Origin of the sequence: Streptomyces malaysiensis subsp. malaysiensis (assembly GCF_040653035.1) — a bacterium.
Taxonomy (GTDB): domain Bacteria; phylum Actinomycetota; class Actinomycetes; order Streptomycetales; family Streptomycetaceae; genus Streptomyces; species Streptomyces malaysiensis.
On the sequence record NZ_JBEZNG010000017.1, the window covers coordinates 163355 to 178967 of the forward strand.

Here is a 15613-nt window from a genome sequence, read left to right on the forward strand (position 1 = left end):
GATCGTCCGCGGCGCCGTCGTGGCCGCGCCACGCGGCGGAGCCGCATATCGACACAGCCGAGGCGGAGCCGCATATCGACACAGCCGAGGCGGAGCCGCATATCGACACAGCCGAGGCGGAGCCGCATATCGACAGAGCCGCGGCGGGGCCGCATATCGGCACAGCCGGGGCGGGGCAGCACATCGATACGGCCCCGCGCCTCTTTGGGGCGCCTCGAACCGCGATCGGTTTCCGCCGATCCGCTCAGTCCTGGGCGTCCCGCCGGGCACGGCGGTTGCCGGGTCTGCGGAGCACCCAGGAGCGGATCGTATCCGCGTACCAGTACGGCTTGCCGCCCTCCACCAGATCGGGGGGCGGCAGCAGGCCGTGCTTGCGGTAGGACCGTACGGTGTCGGTCCGTACACCGATATGCGCGGCGATCTCCTTGTAGGACCACAGCCTCCGGTCGGTCATCTCTTTACGCCCTTCCGCGGGGCGTCGCGGTCACGGCCCGGTGGGGCCGTCGGGGGAGCCACGGCGCGCCTGCTCACGTTCCATCAGCCTGTGCCTGGTCAACGACGCTGAGTGAAGGGCGGCCCGGGGCTGTTGAACATCTGTGACGTAGGCGTATGGAGATGTGACGGCTGTGACGCGGGGGTGACGCAGGGGACGGGATGCGGACGCCACGACGCTGACGCCCAGTGAGCCGGCCGTAAGGTCACGGCCGGCCCACTGGGCGTCATATGGAGAGGGGGCGTCAGTTGTAGAAGGCGGGGCGCTCGATCATCTCGACGGCGATGCGCTCACCCGTGGCCTGGGCCCGGATCCCCGCCTCGCTGACGGCGGTCGCGGCGTAGCCGTCCCAGGCGCTGGGGCCCTCGACCTCCCCGCGCCGGGTGGCGTTGACCCAGCTCTGCACCTCGCGGTCGTATGCCTCGGCGAAGCGGGCCACGAAGTCGGGGGCGATCTCACCGCCCCAGGTGCCGGGCCGGTTGACCAGCATCCCGTGGGCGTCGCCGACGCGGGCGGTGCCGCGTTCGCAGACCGCCTCCGCCTGTACCTGATAGCCGAAGCCGCAGGTGGCGAAGATCTCCACATTGACGATCGCGCCGCCGGTGGTCTCGAAGATCACCAGCTGGGGGTCGCTGAGCGGCTCGGGCGACAGCGAACTGGGCGCCGGCTTGAGCACGGTGACCGCGGCGATCTCCTGCTCCAGCAGCCAGCGCGACTGGTCCATCTCATGCACCACCGAGTCGGTGATCATCATCTCGTTGGTGAAGTACGAGTGCACCGAGGCGTTGCGGTGGCGGCAGTGCAGCAGCAGCGGGCGGCCCAGCTCACCACCGTCCAGCAGTGCCTTGAGCTGCATGAACTCGGTGTCGTAGCGGCGCATGAAGCCGACCTGGACCCGGCGGTGGCCCAGCCGCTGCTCGGCCTCCAGCACCCGCAGCGCGGACGCGGAGTCCGGGGTGAGCGGCTTCTCGCACAGCACCGGCAGATCGCGCTCGAACGCGCTGAGCAGCGCGGCCTCGTGCGCGGGTCCCGGCGAGGCGATCAGCACCGCGTCCACACCGGGCGCGGCCATCGCGGCGGCCGGGTCGGTGAACGCCTGACAGTCGTCGGCGGTGTCCGCGACCGCCTTGGCCCGCGCCTCGTCGATGTCGACCACGGCGGCCACCCGCGCGCCGCTGATCACGTCGTTGATGCGGCGGACATGGTCGGCGCCCATCTTGCCGGTCCCGATGACGGCGACCCCGAGCGTTCCCTGCTGGGTCATTGGCTGCTCTCTCTTCTCTCTCTGCTCTCTGGACGGTTCGGCCGTCCCTGCGGGTGGTTCGGCCGTCCCTGCGGGCGGGGCGGCGAAAAGGGAGGTCAGGCGCCGCAGGAACGCAGGAAGCGCCGGGTGCGCTCGGCGATGGGGAAGGGCTGGTCGGGCGGGCAGGGGTACATGTCCTGCTCGACGATGGCGAACAGGTCCACGGCCAGATTCTGCGCCGCGGTCAGGACGGGGCCCAGCTCCGGGACGCCGCCCGGCGGTTCGCACATGACACCCCGCTGGACGGCGGGGCCGAACGGCACCCCGTTCTCGACCACATCGGCGAGGATCTCCGGGTCGACCTGCTTGAGGTGGAGATAGCCGATGCGCTCGCCGTAGGTCTCGATCAGCTTGACGCTGTCGCCGCCGCAGTAGGCGTAGTGGCCGGTGTCCAGACAGAGGTTGACCAGGCCGGAGTCGGTGGCGTCCAGGAAGCGGGCCACGTTCTCCTCGGTGTCGATATGGGTGTCGGCATGCGGGTGGACGACGATGTCCAGCCCGAAGCGCTCGCGCACCTCACGGCCGAGCCGCTCCATCCCGGTGGACAGATGGCGCCACTGCTCGGCGGTGAGCGTCGGGGGCTCGATCAGCTCGGCGGTCTTGTCGTCCCGCCAGAAGGAGGGGATGACCACGAGGTGCTTCGCGTTCATCGCCCGGGTCAGCTCGGCCACCTGGGAGACATGCTCCCAGGTGGCGTCCCAGACCTCGGGGCCGCGGTGCAGCGAGGTGAAGACGGTGCCCGCCGAGACGGTGAGGCCGCGCCGGCCGGTCTCCTCGGCGAGCCGGGCCGGGTCGGTGGGCAGATAGCCGTACGGACCCAGCTCGATCCACTCATAACCGGCCTCCGCGACCTCGTCGAGGAAGCGCCGCCAGGGGACCTGCTGATCGTCGTCGGGGAACCACACCCCCCAGGAGTCGGGGGCCGAGCCGACCCGGATGCGGTCCAGGGCGGGTACGGGGGAGGCGTCGGCAGTCATGGCAGAGGGTCTCCTCGGGGTGCTGGGGTGCCCGCGTCGTACTGCTTTGGGCAGCTTCACCGGCCGGGCGGGCGGCCGTCAAGGCTTCGTCAGGACATTCGGACGTCTTATCAGGAGGAAGGCGCGGTCATATCCTCGGGCAGCTCCTCCACATCGACCCCGCGGACCTGGGCCAGCTCATGCTTGAGCGCGGCCAGTTCGGCGCCGCCGGCCATATGGTTGGTGAGCTCTTCGAGGCTGACGTCCGCACGCGCCGCGTTCAGCTCCAGGGCACCCAGCCGGAGCACCGCGAAGTGGTCGCCGACCATATAGGCGTGGTGCGGGTTGTGGGTGATGAAGATGACGCCGAGCCCGCGTTCGCGGGCCGCCGCGATGTACTTGAGCACGACACCGGACTGCTTGACGCCGAGCGCCGCGGTCGGCTCGTCCAGGATCAGCACCCGGGCGCCGAAGTGGACCGCGCGGGCGATCGCCACGGACTGCCGCTGGCCGCCGGAGAGGGTGCCGATGGGCTGTTCGAGGTTGTCGAGGTGGATGCCCATGGCGGACAGCTCCTCGTCGGTGATCTTCTTCATCCGCTGGATGTCCAGCCGGCGGACCGGCCAGGGGCCGCGGGTCAGCTCGGAGCCGAGGAAGAAGTTCCGCCACACCGGCAGCAGCGGCACGGTGGCCAGGTCCTGGTAGACGGTGGCGATGCCCATGCCCAGGGCGTCACGCGGGTTGTTGAGCTTCACCGGCTCGCCGTCGACGAGGTACTCGCCCTCGTCGTGCTGGTGCAGCCCCGAGATGACCTTGATCAGGGTGGACTTTCCGGCGCCGTTGTCGCCGAGGACGCAGGTCACCCGGCCGGGCCGGACGGCCAGGTCGATGCCCTCCAGGGCGCGGACGTTCCCGTAGAGCTTGCCCACGCCGCGCAGCCGGATCACCGGTTCGTCGGCCGGTGCGGCGGTGGCCTGTGCGGCGCTGCCCTTGGTGTCGTTCGTTGCCATTCCGGTCACCTCCTGGCGGCCTGACGGCGCACCCACAGATTGACGAGGGTCGCGAGCAGCAGCATCACGCCGACGAAGAACTTGAACCAGTCGGGGTTCCAGTTGGCGTAGACGATGCCCTGGTTGACCATGCCGAAGATGAAGGCGCCGAGCAGCGCCCCGATCGCGGAGCCATAGCCGCCGGTGAGCAGGCAGCCGCCGATCACGGCCGCGATGATGTAGTAGAACTCGTTGCCGACGCCCTCGCCGGCCTGCACGGTGTTGTACTCGAAGAGCAGATGCATGCCGACGAACCAGGCCGCGAAGCCCACCGTCATAAAGAGGGCGATCTTGGTGAGGTGCACCGGTACGCCCACGGCCCGTGCGCTCTCCTTCGAACCACCGGCCGCGAAGATCCAGTTGCCGAACTTGGTGCGCAGCAGCACCCAGGTGGCGATGGCGGCGAAGATCAGCCACCACACCACGGTGATCTTCACATCGACCCCGAAGACACCGACCTCGGAGGCGAAGACCGACTTCGCCTGGTCGAAGCCGTCCATATCGCTGATGGAGTCGGTGGCGACATTGCCGGTCAGCAGCTTGGTGATGGCCAGGTTGGCGCCCTGGAGCATCAGGAAGCTGGCGAGGCTGACCAGGAAGCTCGGCAGTCCGGTCTTGATCAGCAGCAGTCCGTTGATCAGGCCCACGGTGAGCGAGACCAGCAGTGCGACGATCACGCCCACCCAGACATTGGTGCTGAGCTGGAAGCTGAACATGCTGGCGGTCAGCGCCGAGGTCGTGACCGCGACACCGGCCGAGAGGTCGAACTCGCCGCCGATCATCAGCAGGGAGACGGCGAGCGCCATGATCCCCAGGGTGGAGCCCTGGTAGAGCACCGTGGCGAACGAGTCGGCCTGGCGGAAGGTCGGGGCGACGGCGAAGAAGAACGCGTAGACGCCGATGGCCGCGATCAGCGCCCCGATCTCGGGGCGGGCCAGCGCCCGTCGGGCGAGCGAGCGCTCGGTGGTGCGGCTCCCCGGTGGAGCGGCGGGGGAGGCGGGCGGTGTCGCGGCCGCCGGGGTGGCGGTATGGGTCATGGCCGGGTCACCGCGTTCCCTTCTGGGCGAACTTGGCGATGGTGTCCACGTTGTCCTTGGTGACGAACGCGGGGCCGGTCAGCACGGGCTGCTCGCCGCCGCCGCTGAAGTTGCCGTTGTTCTTGTAGAGCCAGAGGGAGTCGATGGACAGATAGCCCTGGAGATAGGGCTGCTGGTCGACGGCGAACTGGACGTCGCCGCTCTGTACGGCGGAGACCAGGTCCTTGTTGAGGTCGAAGGTGGCGACCTTGGCCTTGCCGCCGGCGTCCTTTGCGGACTGGACGGCGGTCAGGGCGAACGGGGCGCCCAGGGTGACGACGTAGTCGATGCTCGAATCCTGCTTGAGCTTCGCGGAGATCGTCGACTTGACCGACGGCATATCGGTGCCGTTGACGTAGAGGGTGTCGGTCTTGCCCTTGAAGGTCTTCTTCACACCCGCGCAGCGGGCCTCGAGGGCGACATGGCCCTGCTCCTGGATCACGCAGATGTTGTGCTTGGCGCCGATCTCGTTGAGGTGTTTGCCGAACGCCTGGCCCGCGATGTTCTCGTCCTGGCCGAAGTACTCCAGCAGACCCATGTCCTTCCACTGGTCGAGTCCGGCGTTGAAGGCGACGACCGGGATCCCGGCCTTCTCCGCCTTGGCTATCGCGCCCTTCATGGCGTCGGGCTTGGCGAGGGTGACGGCGATGCCGTCGACCTTCTGGTTGATCGCGTTCTGGATCAGGTTGGCCTGGTCGGCTCCGTTGGGGTTGCTGGAGTAGACGAGGTCGACGTTGTCCTTGGCCGCCGCGGCCTTGGCGCCCTTGCGCACGGTGTCCCAGAAGGTGTCGCCCGGGGCGGCGTGGGTGATCATCGCGATCTTCATCCGCGGGGTGTCGGCCTTGCCGGCCGCGATGCCGGAGTCGGCTTCCTGGGCCTTCTTGCCGCCCTGACTGCTGCACCCCGCTGCCAGGAGTACGGCTGCGGCGGCGAATGCGGCGAGGCCCGCTCTGCGGTGTCGATTGAGTCTGAGGTCCATCCGTTCCAGCACCTCTCAAAGCCAGGTCCGTCGAAGTAACACGGCCGTTGCAGAACGGGAGCCAACTCCCCGGGGATATCCTCTGTCAAGACTTTGTCATGACAACATTTCATCTAGACGTAACGACGCGATAACGTCCATCATGGGGTCGGGTAGTTACGTCAGTATGTAAGGACAAAGTCTTGACAGTGGGTGGGGGACACGTCTAGACCTGAAGGGCCGGGGTACGTCCCGGAGTTCCGCGCATCAGACCCTGAGCTGCGTCTTTCCCGAAGGGGCAGGCATGAGTGAGCCGTACGACCTGATCACGATGGGCCGCATCGGAGTGGATCTCTATCCGCTCCAGACCGGTGTGCCCTTGCCGCAGGTTGAATCGTTCGGAAAGTTCCTCGGCGGCTCGGCGACCAATGTCGCGGTCTCCGCGGCGCGCTTCGGCCACCGCTCCGCGGTGATCAGCCGCACCGGGGCGGATCCGTTCGGCGACTACATCCACCAGGAGCTGCGGGCCTTCGGGGTGGACGACCGCTTCGTCACCCCCGTCGAGCAGTACCCCACCCCGATCACCTTCTGCGAGATCTTCCCGCCGGACGACTTCCCGCTGTACTTCTACCGCCGCCCCAAGGCACCCGATCTGGAGATCCACTCCGATGAGCTGGACCTCGACGCCATCCGTGCCGCCCGGATCTTCTGGATGACCGGCACCGGGCTGAGCGAGGAGCCCAGCCGCACCAGCACCCTCGCCGCGCTCGCCGCCCGCGCCAAGAGCGGCACCACCGTCTTCGACCTCGACTGGCGGCCGATGTTCTGGGCCGACCCGGAGGCCGCCCGCCCCTTCTACGCCGAGGCGCTGCGCCACGCCACCGTCGCCGTCGGAAACGTCGACGAATGCGAGATCGCCACCGGGGCGCGCGAGCCCAAGGCATGCGCACAGGCGCTGCTGGACGCGGGCGTGGAACTCGCCGTCGTCAAACAGGGCCCGCGCGGGGTGCTCGCCGTGCACCGTGACGGCACCACCGCGGAGGTCCCGCCCGTCCCGGTCGAGGTGGTCAACGGGCTCGGCGCGGGCGACGCGTTCGGCGGCGCCCTGTGCCATGGTCTGCTCTCGGACTGGCCCCTGGAGCGCGTCATGCGATACGCCAACGCGGCGGGCGCCATCGTGGCGTCCCGCCTCGCCTGCTCCTCCGCGATGCCCACGGAAGCGGAGGTCGAGGCCCTGCTCGGTGGGGACTGACCCAGGGGTCCAGTGGTGAGGCCGCTGGGTGCCCATCGTTACGGGGTGTCCCCGTCCGACCGGCTGGGGGTACCTCCCAGCGGTAGCTGGGGGCGAGCCGAAGGGGCGCGTCGCTGTCGAAAGGGAGAGCGCGCGCAGGGAGCGAGGGCTGCGATGGATATGCGGCTCCGCCGCGTGGGCGACCGAGCACGGTCGACCGTCGACAGCGACTGGAGCGCCCCGGAGGCGAACCGAGCCTCGAAAAAGAGAGGAATTCCCTTGAGTATCAGCGTTTCGGACCTTGTGACGGTGCGGAGCCGCCACCCGGAGGCCATCGCCGAGGCGGCCGCCCGCCGGGTCCGCCGCCCCCTCATAGGCGACAGCGGCCGTCTGATGATCGTGGCCGCCGATCACCCGGCGCGCGGCTCCCTCGCCGTCGGCGGCCACAAGCTGGCCATGGCCAACCGGGTCGATCTGCTGGAGCGGCTGTGTATGGCGCTGTCCCGCCCCGGGGTCGACGGGGTGCTCGCCACCGCCGACATCCTGGAGGACCTGCTGCTGCTCGGCGCCCTCGACGGCAAGGTCGTCATGGGCTCGATGAACCGCGGCGGTCTCGCCGGGGCCTCGTTCGAACTCGACGACCGGTTCACCGGGCACCGCCCCCAGGACATCGAGCGCCTCCGCTTCGACGCGGGCAAGCTGCTGCTGCGCATCGACTACGAGGACGCCGGTTCGCTGACCACCATGGTCACCGCGGCCCGCGCCATCGACGACATGGCCGAGCGGCGGCTGCCCGTCTTCGTCGAGCCGTTCATCTCCCGGCGCACGGGCGGGAAGGTCGTCAACGACCTGAGCGCGGAGGCCGTCACCAAGTCCATCGCCATCGCCTCCGGCCTCGCCGGAACCTCCGCCTACACCTGGCTGAAGGTGCCGGTCACCGAGGACGCCGACGAGATGGCGGCGGTGATGGAGACGAGCACTCTGCCGGCGGTGTTGCTCGGCGGCGACGTGGGCAAGTCTCCGCAGGACCAGGAGGAGGCGTACGAGAAGTGGCGCAAGGCGCTGGGGCTGCCCACCGTGCAGGGTCTTGTCGTCGGGCGCTCGCTGCTCTATCCGGCGGAGGGCAGCGTCGAGACCGCTGTGGACACCGCCGTCGGCCTGTTGTGACGCTACGCGACGTGATGCGAGGAAAGGCGGAGACTTCACGCCATGACCACCACTGATCCGTTCCCCGGCTTCCATGTGCGGGCAGGTAAGGCGGCCGACGGCCCCTACGCCGTGGACATCGCTCCCGAGCGGGCCGGCTGGGGCTACTCCAGCCTGCGGGTCCTCGATCTGCCGCCCGGCGGTTCGCACTCGCTGGCCACCGGTGACAGCGAGTGGATCGTGCTGCCGCTGAGCGGTGGCTGCACCGTGATCGCCGAGGGTGAGACCTTCGAACTGCATGGCCGGGAGAGCGTGTTCAGCGGGGTGAGCGACTTCGTCTATCTGCCGCGCGACTCCCACGCCCAGATCGCCAGCGGCGCCGGCGGCCGTTTCGCGCTCACCGGCGCCCGCTGCGAGCGCCGGCTGCCCGCACGCTACGGACCGGCCTCCGCCGTCCCCGTCGAGCTGCGCGGCAGCGGCAACTGCTCGCGCCAGGTCAACAACTTCGCCGCCGCGGCCCCTGCCGGAGGCGGAAAGTCAGCTGGCGGTTTCGAATGCGACAAGCTCATCGCCGTGGAGGTGCTCACCCCCGGCGGCAACTGGTCCTCGTACCCGCCGCACAAACACGACCAGTGCCGCCCGGGCGAGGAGAGCGAGCTGGAGGAGATCTACTACTTCGAGATCGCCGAGGCCCACGGCAACGAGGGCGTCGGCTATCAGCGGGTCTCCCCGTCGGGCCACGGCCGCGGTACCGACGTCCTCGCCGAGGTCCGCTCCGGTGACACCGTCCTGATCCCCGACGGCTGGCACGGCCCCTCCATCGCCGCCCCCGGCCATGACATGTACTACCTCAACGTCATGGCGGGCCCGGGGGAGGAGCGCGCCTGGCTCATCTGCGACCACCCCGACCACGCCTGGATCCGCGCCACCTGGCCGGACCAGCCCGTCGACCCCCGTCTGCCCCTCTATCGAGCACCCGCTGGAGACCCCCGATGAACGCTTCGGCAGTGCGCCGCCTCACCGTCGCCCAGGCGCTGGTGGAGTTCCTGGCCCACCAGTACACCGAGCGGGACGGTCGGCGGCATCGCCTGATCAACGCCACCTGGGGCATCTTCGGCCACGGCAATGTGGCCGGGCTCGGCCAGGCGCTGCTGGAGTCCGGACCGGACACCATGCCGTATCTCCAGGGCCGCAACGAGCAGGCGATGGTGCACGCCGCGGTCGGCTACGCCCGCCAGAACAACCGGCTCGCCGCCCAGGCCGTCACCACCTCCATCGGCCCCGGCGCCACCAACCTCGTCACCGGTGCCGCGCTCGCCACCGTCAACCGGCTGCCGGTGCTGCTGCTGCCCGGCGACATCTTCGCCACCCGGCCCGCCGACCCGGTGCTCCAGCAGCTCGAAGTGCCGTACGCCGGCGACATCTCGGTGAACGACGCGCTGCGCCCGGTCTCCCGCTACTTCGACCGGGTGATGCGCCCCGAGGCGCTGATCCCGGCCGCGCTCCAGGCCATGCGGGTGCTGGCCGACCCGGCCGAGACCGGCGCCGTCACCCTGGCCCTCCCGCAGGACGTGCAGGCCGAGGCGTTCGACTGGCCCGAGGAGTTCTTCGCCGACCGGGTCTGGCACGTCCGCCGACCCGCCCCCGAAGCGGCCGAGGTGGCCGCCGCCGTGCGGACGGTCCGCGCCGCCCGCCGGCCGCTGATCGTCGCGGGCGGCGGGATCCACCACAGCGAGGCCGAGGAGGCGTTGCGTGCCCTCGTCGACGCGACCGGCATCCCGGTGGCCTCCACCCAGGCGGGCAAGGGCTCGCTGCGCTACGACCACCCCGCCGACATCGGCGGGATCGGCCACACCGGCACCGCCGTGGCGGACGACCTCGCCCGCACGGCCGACCTGGTCATCGGCGTGGGCACCCGCTACAGCGACTTCACCACCGCCTCCGCGACCCTGTTCGCGGACCCGGCCGTCCGCTTCCTCAACCTCAACATCGCACCGTTCGACGCCCATAAGCTCGCCGCCACCACCGTGGTCGCCGACGCCCGCGCCGCGCTCGAGGCGCTCACCGCCGAGCTGGCGGGCCATCGGGTCGACGAGGCGTACGAGGCCGAGTACCGCACCGGCAAGACCGCGTGGGAGCGCCGGGTGGACGCCGCCTACGCCGCCGCGGACGAGACCGCCCGGCCGTCCCAGACCCAGGTCCTGGGCGCGCTGGACGCGGTCGTCGGCGACGAGGACGTGGTGATCAACGCGGCGGGCTCGCTGCCGGGCGACCTCCACAAGCTGTGGCGCACCCGCTCCCCGCGCCAGTACCACCTCGAATACGGCTACTCCTGTATGGGGTACGAGATCCCCGGCGCCATCGGCGTACGGCTCGCGGCGCCCGACCGGCCGGTCTGGGCGCTGGTCGGCGACGGTACGTATCTGATGATGCCCACCGAGATCGTCACCGCGGTCCAGGAGGGCGTCAACATCAACATCGTGCTCTTCCAGAACCACGGCTACGCCTCGATCGGCGGACTCTCGGAGGCCACCGGCGCCGAGCGCTTCGGCACCGCCTACCGCTTCCGGGATGCCGACGGGCAGTACACCGGCGATCCGCTCCCGGTCGACCTGGCCGCCAACGCCGCCTCGCTGGGCATGGAGGTGCTGCGTGCGAAGAGCGTGCGCGAGCTGCGCGAGGCGCTCGCCGCGGCCCGCGCCTCGGACCGGCCCACATGTGTCTATGTGGAGACCGAAACGGCCGACACAGTGTCCGGCGCACCCGAGGCACAGGCGTGGTGGGATGTGCCTGTCGCCCGGACCGCGACCCGTCCGGCCGCCGTGAAGGCCCGTGAGGACTACGACCGGCAGGCCGCCGCACGCCGCCGCCACCTCTGACGTTTTTCGACAGAAAGGCCCGCACCCATGAAGACCGTCAACCACTGGATCGGCGGAAAGACCGCCGAGGGCGCGACCGGCACCTACGGTCCGGTCTACAACCCCGCCACCGGCGCCCAGGACACCCAGGTCGCCCTGGCCTCGGTGGAGGAGGTCGACGCGGCCGTGGCCGCGGCCGCTGAGGCGTTCCGCACCTGGGGCACGGTGTCCCTCGCCAAGCGCACCGCGATCCTCTACAAGTACCGCGAACTGCTGGACGCCCACCGCGACGAGATCGCCGAGCTGATCACCGCCGAGCACGGCAAGGTCCACTCCGACGCGCTCGGCGAGGTGGCCCGCGGTCTGGAGATCGTGGAGCTGGCCTGCGGGATCGCCGAGAAGCTGAAGGGCGAGCTGTCCACCCAGGTCTCCACCGGGGTCGATGTGTCCTCGATCCGCCAGCCGCTCGGTGTGGTCGCGGGCATCACACCGTTCAACTTCCCGGCGATGGTGCCGCTGTGGATGTTCCCGGTGGCCATCGCCTGCGGTAACACCTTCGTCCTCAAGCCCAGCGAGAAGGACCCCTCGGCCTCCCACCGGCTGGCCGAACTGGCCGCCGAGGCGGGGCTGCCGGACGGGGTGCTCAACGTCGTCAACGGCGACAAGTTGGCCGTGGACCGGCTGTTGGAGCACCCGGACGTGGCGGCCGTCAGCTTCGTGGGCTCCACGCCGATCGCGAAGTACATCCAGTCCAAGGCCGTCGAGCACGGCAAGCGGGTGCAGGCGCTCGGCGGCGCCAAGAACCACATGCTGGTGCTGCCCGACGCCGATCTGGACTTCGCGGCGGACAACGCCATCAACGCGGCCTACGGCTCGGCCGGTGAGCGCTGCATGGCGGTCTCCGTGGTCGTCGCCGTCGGCGACGCGGGCGACGAACTGGTGAAGAAGATCGCCGACCGGGCCGCCCGCCTGCGGATCGGCCCCGGAAACGACCCGGCCTCCGAAATGGGCCCGCTCATCACCAAGGAGCACCGCGACAAGGTCGCCTCCTATGTGCACGGGGCCGCGGCCCAGGGCGCCGAGGTGGTCGTGGACGGTACGGGGTACACGGTCGAGGGCCACGAGAACGGCTTCTTCATCGGCGTCTCGCTGCTGGACAAGGTCCCGCCGACGGCCGACGCCTACCGTGACGAGATCTTCGGCCCGGTGCTGTGCGTGGTGCGCGCCGAGACCTACGACGAGGCCATCACGCTGATCAACGGCTCCCGGTGGGGCAACGGCACGGCCATCTTCACCCGCGACGGCGGCGCCGCCCGCCGCTTCCAGCTGGAGGTGGAGGCGGGCATGGTCGGCGTCAACGTGCCGATCCCGGTGCCCGTGGGCTACCACTCCTTCGGCGGCTGGAAGGACTCGCTCTTCGGCGACCACCACATCTACGGCAACGACGGGGTGCACTTCTACACCCGGGGCAAGGTCGTCACCACCCGCTGGCCGGAGCCGTCGGAAGAGGTCGGCATCAACCTCGGGTTCCCGAAGAACCACTGAGGGGAGTGGTTTTCCCACCCCCTGCCGGACCCGGTCCGGCAGGGGGTTTCGTCGTCACGGGGGCCCAGCGAACGGGGGCCGCGGGGGAAGTTCTCATGTCCCAGGGACAGTTGAGGCACAACCATTCGAGGTCCTGACAGGTCTTCCTGTGTGCTCGCCCGCTTAAGGGGCGAATATCAATGCAAGACCGTACACAGGGGGATTCGCCATGTCTGATGTGATGCGTTCGCTTCGTTCCCGTGCCGCGGTGGCCGGCGGCTGTGTGGCCGCGCTCGGCCTCGGATTCGCCCTGGCCGCCGGGTCGCCCGCCTCGGCCGCCGCACAGACCGACCCCAACGACCGCTACACCGCCGAGGAGATCCACCACTTCCTGGAGGGCTTCTACGGCAACCACGGCCCGCGCCCCTGGGAGCGGGAGAACCTGGTATCGGACCAGCTCAAGGAGCGGATCGCCCAGACGCCGGACTACGACCTGCTGCTGTGCGCGCAGAACGAGCCCAGGGACATCGAGGTCGGCGAGGTGACCACGGCCCAGTCCGCGCGGGTCGGCTGGGCGACCATCACCACCAGCTGGGCCCAGGCGCCCAGGACCCGGTCCTTCACCGCCTATGTGGACCTCGACGCCACCCGGCCGATCCAGCTCCTCGACGTGGACTGCGAGCCCGGGGACTGATCCGGGGGCCGTACTGGCCACTTCCGTGGGTGGTCCCGGCCTGATCCGGGGTCGGTCCGGGCCCGGTGGATCGGACCGGAACGGTTGGTTCAGTTCTTCTGGGGCCACCCCGTAGTCTCGCCGTATGACCTGGTCGCATGCGTTGAAGGAGACCGCCCGGACGGGCCTCGCGATCGAGCGCACCAGGACCGAACCACTGGTCGCCGTCCGTGCCGCGTGCGGGGTCGCGCTCGTCGTCGGGGTGGCGCTGTGGCTGGGCTCGCCGACGCTTGCCGTCTCGGCGGCCTTCGGTGCCTTCTCCGCCGGGATCGCCACCTTCCAGCGCAGTTGGCGTCCCCGCCCCTGGCTGGCGCTGGCCGCCGCGAGCGGTCTCGCGGTGAGTACCTTCCTCGGCTATCTGGCCGCCGCCCACACCCTCACCTTCGTCATCATGCTCGCCGTATGGACGCTGATGACGGGCATGTCGTGGGCGGTCGGCCCGGTCTCCGGGCTGGTCTCCACCCAGATGGTGGCCGTCATGCTGATCACGGTCACCCTCCCGACCTCGACCATGGGCGCCCTGGGCCACGCCCTGCTGGTCGGGCTCGGCGGTGTGGTGCAGGCCGCGCTGATCGTGATCTTTCCGGTACGGCCGTGGGGCGTGCAGCGCGACGCCCTCGCGGACGCGCTCGCCGGTGTCGCGGACTACGCCCGCAGACTGCGTTACGACCCGGTGGCGCCGTTCGACCCCAAGCCGCTGATGGAGGCCCGCGGCGCCGCCGCCCTCACCCCCCGCCAGGCCCGGCGGCGGCCCCGGCAGTTGCGCGGCTACCGGGTGCTGGCCGAGCGGATCCGCCCGGTGCTCGCCTCGCTCGCCGACCCGGTGGTCGGCGCCCCCGAGGAGGGGCCCGAGCGCGACCGGGTGCGTGAACTGCTGGCCGCCACCGGGACCGTGCTGGACTCGGTCGCCCACGCCATCCGCCACGGCACACCGGTACGGGTGCCCTCCGAGGCCATGTCCGTCCTGCGGATGCCGGAGGACGGACCGAAGCTGAGCGGCGCCGCCCGCCGTGCGGCGCTGCGGCTCTTCTCACTGGTGGCGGATGTGGTGGAGGCGTCCGATGAGCCGGTCGAGGAGGTGTCCGCCGAAGGCCGTACGGTCCACCGCTTCCTGCCCCGCCCGGGGATCGCGGGCACCGCGGCCATGGCGCTGCGCGCCGTCCACCGCGAGGCCCGCTGGTCCTCGCCGGTGCTGCGCCACGCGGTGCGGCTGTGCGCGGTCAGCGTCAGCGGCTATCTGCTGAGCACGGCCCTGCCGTTGGGGCACGCCTACTGGGCGCCGCTGACCTCCACCATGGTCCTGCGGCCGGACTTCGCCCAGACCTACTCCCGTGGCGTCGCCCGCTTCCTGGGCACTCTGGCGGGTGTGCTGGTCGGTGGCGGGGTGGTGGCGCTGGTCCACCCCGGGCCCTCGGTGAGCGCCGCGCTGGCCGTGCTGGCCGTGCTGGCGATGTATCTGCTGCTGCGCACCGGTTTCATCGTGACCTCGGCATGTGTGAGCGCGTATGTGGTCTTCCTGCTCAGCATCGCGGGCGAGGCATGGGGGCAGACCGTGCAGGCGCGGGTGGCGCTGACCCTGCTCGGCGGTTTGCTGGCGATGGTCGCGTACGCGGTCTTCCCCGCCTGGGAGACCCCGCGGCTGCGGGACCGGCTCGCGAACTGGCTGGCCGCCAACGGCGCCTTCGCCACCGCCGTCTTCGACGCCTACGCCCATCCCGCCGACCGCCGCCCCCGGCAGGTGCGGGACGCCCTGCTGGACGCCCGCGCGGCACGGGCGGCCTGGGAGCAGAGCGAGGCACAGGCCCATCGGGAACCGGTGCGCCACCGCGGCCTTTCGCGGGCCGCGGCGCGGGCGGCGCAGACGGCGCTGTCCATGATGGGACGCACCGTCATGCTGCTGGAGGCGCATCTGCCGGAGCGGGACGCGGCGCCCACGGAGGAGGCCGGGGAGTTCGCCGCGGCACTGCGGCGGGCGATGCCGGAGGCGGTGGAGGCGGTGCGGAAGCGGCGGCCGCTGAACTGGGAGGCGGTGCGCCGGTCGTTGGAGCGGTGGCGGGAGAAGTCCGGGGACCGCCCGGGGGTGGCGCTGCGCGACGCGGGGCAACTCATGGACGCCCTGGACGATCTGGCGGAGGCGCTCAACAGGAGTGCGCGACAGTCGCACACGCCCCGGGACCCCAGTCAAGGAGAATCCCCCTAGACTAGGGGTGCCCCCTACATCAATGGGCGTGTTAATCATGAAGGGGCAGTGTTGCGCCGGCGCGTTCCGGGAGGCATGCCCGGTAA

At 70.4% G+C, this 15613-nt stretch carries 13 protein-coding genes; 7 read left to right on the forward strand and 6 right to left on the reverse strand.

Going from position 1 to position 15613, the window contains the following annotated elements; translation table 11 throughout:
• Positions 1 to 244: 244 nt before the first annotated feature.
• The 6 genes from AB0E24_RS29765 to AB0E24_RS29790 form a co-directional block, all read right to left on the reverse strand.
• Positions 245 to 454: a helix-turn-helix transcriptional regulator gene (locus tag AB0E24_RS29765; RefSeq protein WP_069864102.1), complete on the reverse strand. Its 210-nt coding sequence runs from the start codon at positions 452 to 454 to the stop codon at positions 245 to 247.
• A gap of 283 nt (positions 455 to 737) precedes the next feature.
• Positions 738 to 1757, reverse strand: coding sequence for a Gfo/Idh/MocA family protein (locus AB0E24_RS29770; RefSeq protein ID WP_359381558.1), 1020 nt, complete (start codon positions 1755 to 1757; stop codon positions 738 to 740).
• A 95-nt stretch (positions 1758 to 1852) separates the two neighbouring features.
• The gene (locus AB0E24_RS29775; RefSeq protein WP_079257709.1) at positions 1853 to 2773 is read right to left on the reverse strand and encodes a sugar phosphate isomerase/epimerase family protein; all 921 of its coding nucleotides are present in this window, start codon (positions 2771 to 2773) and stop codon (positions 1853 to 1855) included.
• Between the two features lie 110 nt (positions 2774 to 2883).
• Positions 2884 to 3762 (reverse strand): ATP-binding cassette domain-containing protein, encoded by an 879-nt coding sequence (locus AB0E24_RS29780; RefSeq protein WP_359381560.1) that lies wholly within the window; start codon positions 3760 to 3762, stop codon positions 2884 to 2886.
• Positions 3763 to 3767: 5 nt separating this feature from the next.
• The gene (locus AB0E24_RS29785; RefSeq protein WP_069864111.1) at positions 3768 to 4838 is read right to left on the reverse strand and encodes an ABC transporter permease; all 1071 of its coding nucleotides are present in this window, start codon (positions 4836 to 4838) and stop codon (positions 3768 to 3770) included.
• Between the two features lie 7 nt (positions 4839 to 4845).
• Positions 4846 to 5856, reverse strand: a complete 1011-nt coding sequence (locus tag AB0E24_RS29790) for a sugar ABC transporter substrate-binding protein (protein WP_069864205.1) — start codon at positions 5854 to 5856, stop codon at positions 4846 to 4848.
• Between the two features lie 283 nt (positions 5857 to 6139).
• Between AB0E24_RS29790 and iolC the strand changes: the two genes are divergently transcribed.
• From iolC to AB0E24_RS29825, 7 genes are all read left to right on the forward strand, one after another.
• Positions 6140 to 7087: a 5-dehydro-2-deoxygluconokinase gene (gene iolC, locus AB0E24_RS29795; RefSeq protein WP_069864114.1), complete on the forward strand. Its 948-nt coding sequence runs from the start codon at positions 6140 to 6142 to the stop codon at positions 7085 to 7087.
• Positions 7088 to 7345: 258 nt separating this feature from the next.
• Positions 7346 to 8233, forward strand: a complete 888-nt coding sequence (locus AB0E24_RS29800; protein WP_079257706.1) for a Cgl0159 family (beta/alpha)8-fold protein — start codon at positions 7346 to 7348, stop codon at positions 8231 to 8233.
• Positions 8234 to 8275: 42 nt separating this feature from the next.
• Positions 8276 to 9208 carry a 5-deoxy-glucuronate isomerase gene (gene iolB / locus AB0E24_RS29805; protein WP_069864118.1) on the forward strand — a complete coding sequence of 311 codons (933 nt, stop codon included), beginning with the start codon at positions 8276 to 8278 and terminating at the stop codon, positions 9206 to 9208.
• A complete protein-coding gene (iolD, locus tag AB0E24_RS29810) occupies positions 9205 to 11091 on the forward strand; it encodes a 3D-(3,5/4)-trihydroxycyclohexane-1,2-dione acylhydrolase (decyclizing) (protein WP_359381564.1) in 1887 nt (628 codons plus the stop codon). Before iolB ends, iolD begins: the two co-directional genes overlap by 4 nt.
• A gap of 27 nt (positions 11092 to 11118) precedes the next feature.
• Positions 11119 to 12615, forward strand: a complete 1497-nt coding sequence (locus AB0E24_RS29815; RefSeq protein WP_347234928.1) for a CoA-acylating methylmalonate-semialdehyde dehydrogenase — start codon at positions 11119 to 11121, stop codon at positions 12613 to 12615.
• Positions 12616 to 12823: 208 nt separating this feature from the next.
• Positions 12824 to 13288: a hypothetical protein gene (locus tag AB0E24_RS29820; protein ID WP_087684214.1), complete on the forward strand. Its 465-nt coding sequence runs from the start codon at positions 12824 to 12826 to the stop codon at positions 13286 to 13288.
• 124 nt (positions 13289 to 13412) lie between these two features.
• A complete protein-coding gene (locus AB0E24_RS29825) occupies positions 13413 to 15527 on the forward strand; it encodes an FUSC family protein (RefSeq protein WP_099013793.1) in 2115 nt (704 codons plus the stop codon).
• Positions 15528 to 15613: the final 86 nt, after the last annotated feature.

Bases quoted from the DNA above. Each gene is read 5' to 3' on its own strand.
- AB0E24_RS29765 (WP_069864102.1), bottom strand. From the start codon at position 454: ATGACCGACCGGAGGCTGTGGTCCTACAAGGAGATCGCCGCGCATATC.
- AB0E24_RS29770 (WP_359381558.1), bottom strand. From the start codon at position 1,757: ATGACCCAGCAGGGAACGCTCGGGGTCGCCGTCATCGGGACCGGCAAG.
- AB0E24_RS29775 (WP_079257709.1), bottom strand. From the start codon at position 2,773: ATGACTGCCGACGCCTCCCCCGTACCCGCCCTGGACCGCATCCGGGTC.
- AB0E24_RS29780 (WP_359381560.1), bottom strand. From the start codon at position 3,762: ATGGCAACGAACGACACCAAGGGCAGCGCCGCACAGGCCACCGCCGCA.
- AB0E24_RS29785 (WP_069864111.1), bottom strand. From the start codon at position 4,838: ATGACCCATACCGCCACCCCGGCGGCCGCGACACCGCCCGCCTCCCCC.
- AB0E24_RS29790 (WP_069864205.1), bottom strand. From the start codon at position 5,856: ATGGACCTCAGACTCAATCGACACCGCAGAGCGGGCCTCGCCGCATTC.
- iolC (WP_069864114.1), top strand. From the start codon at position 6,140: ATGAGTGAGCCGTACGACCTGATCACGATGGGCCGCATCGGAGTGGAT.
- iolB (WP_069864118.1), top strand. From the start codon at position 8,276: ATGACCACCACTGATCCGTTCCCCGGCTTCCATGTGCGGGCAGGTAAG.
- iolD (WP_359381564.1), top strand. From the start codon at position 9,205: ATGAACGCTTCGGCAGTGCGCCGCCTCACCGTCGCCCAGGCGCTGGTG.
- AB0E24_RS29815 (WP_347234928.1), top strand. From the start codon at position 11,119: ATGAAGACCGTCAACCACTGGATCGGCGGAAAGACCGCCGAGGGCGCG.
- AB0E24_RS29820 (WP_087684214.1), top strand. From the start codon at position 12,824: ATGTCTGATGTGATGCGTTCGCTTCGTTCCCGTGCCGCGGTGGCCGGC.
- AB0E24_RS29825 (WP_099013793.1), top strand. From the start codon at position 13,413: ATGACCTGGTCGCATGCGTTGAAGGAGACCGCCCGGACGGGCCTCGCG.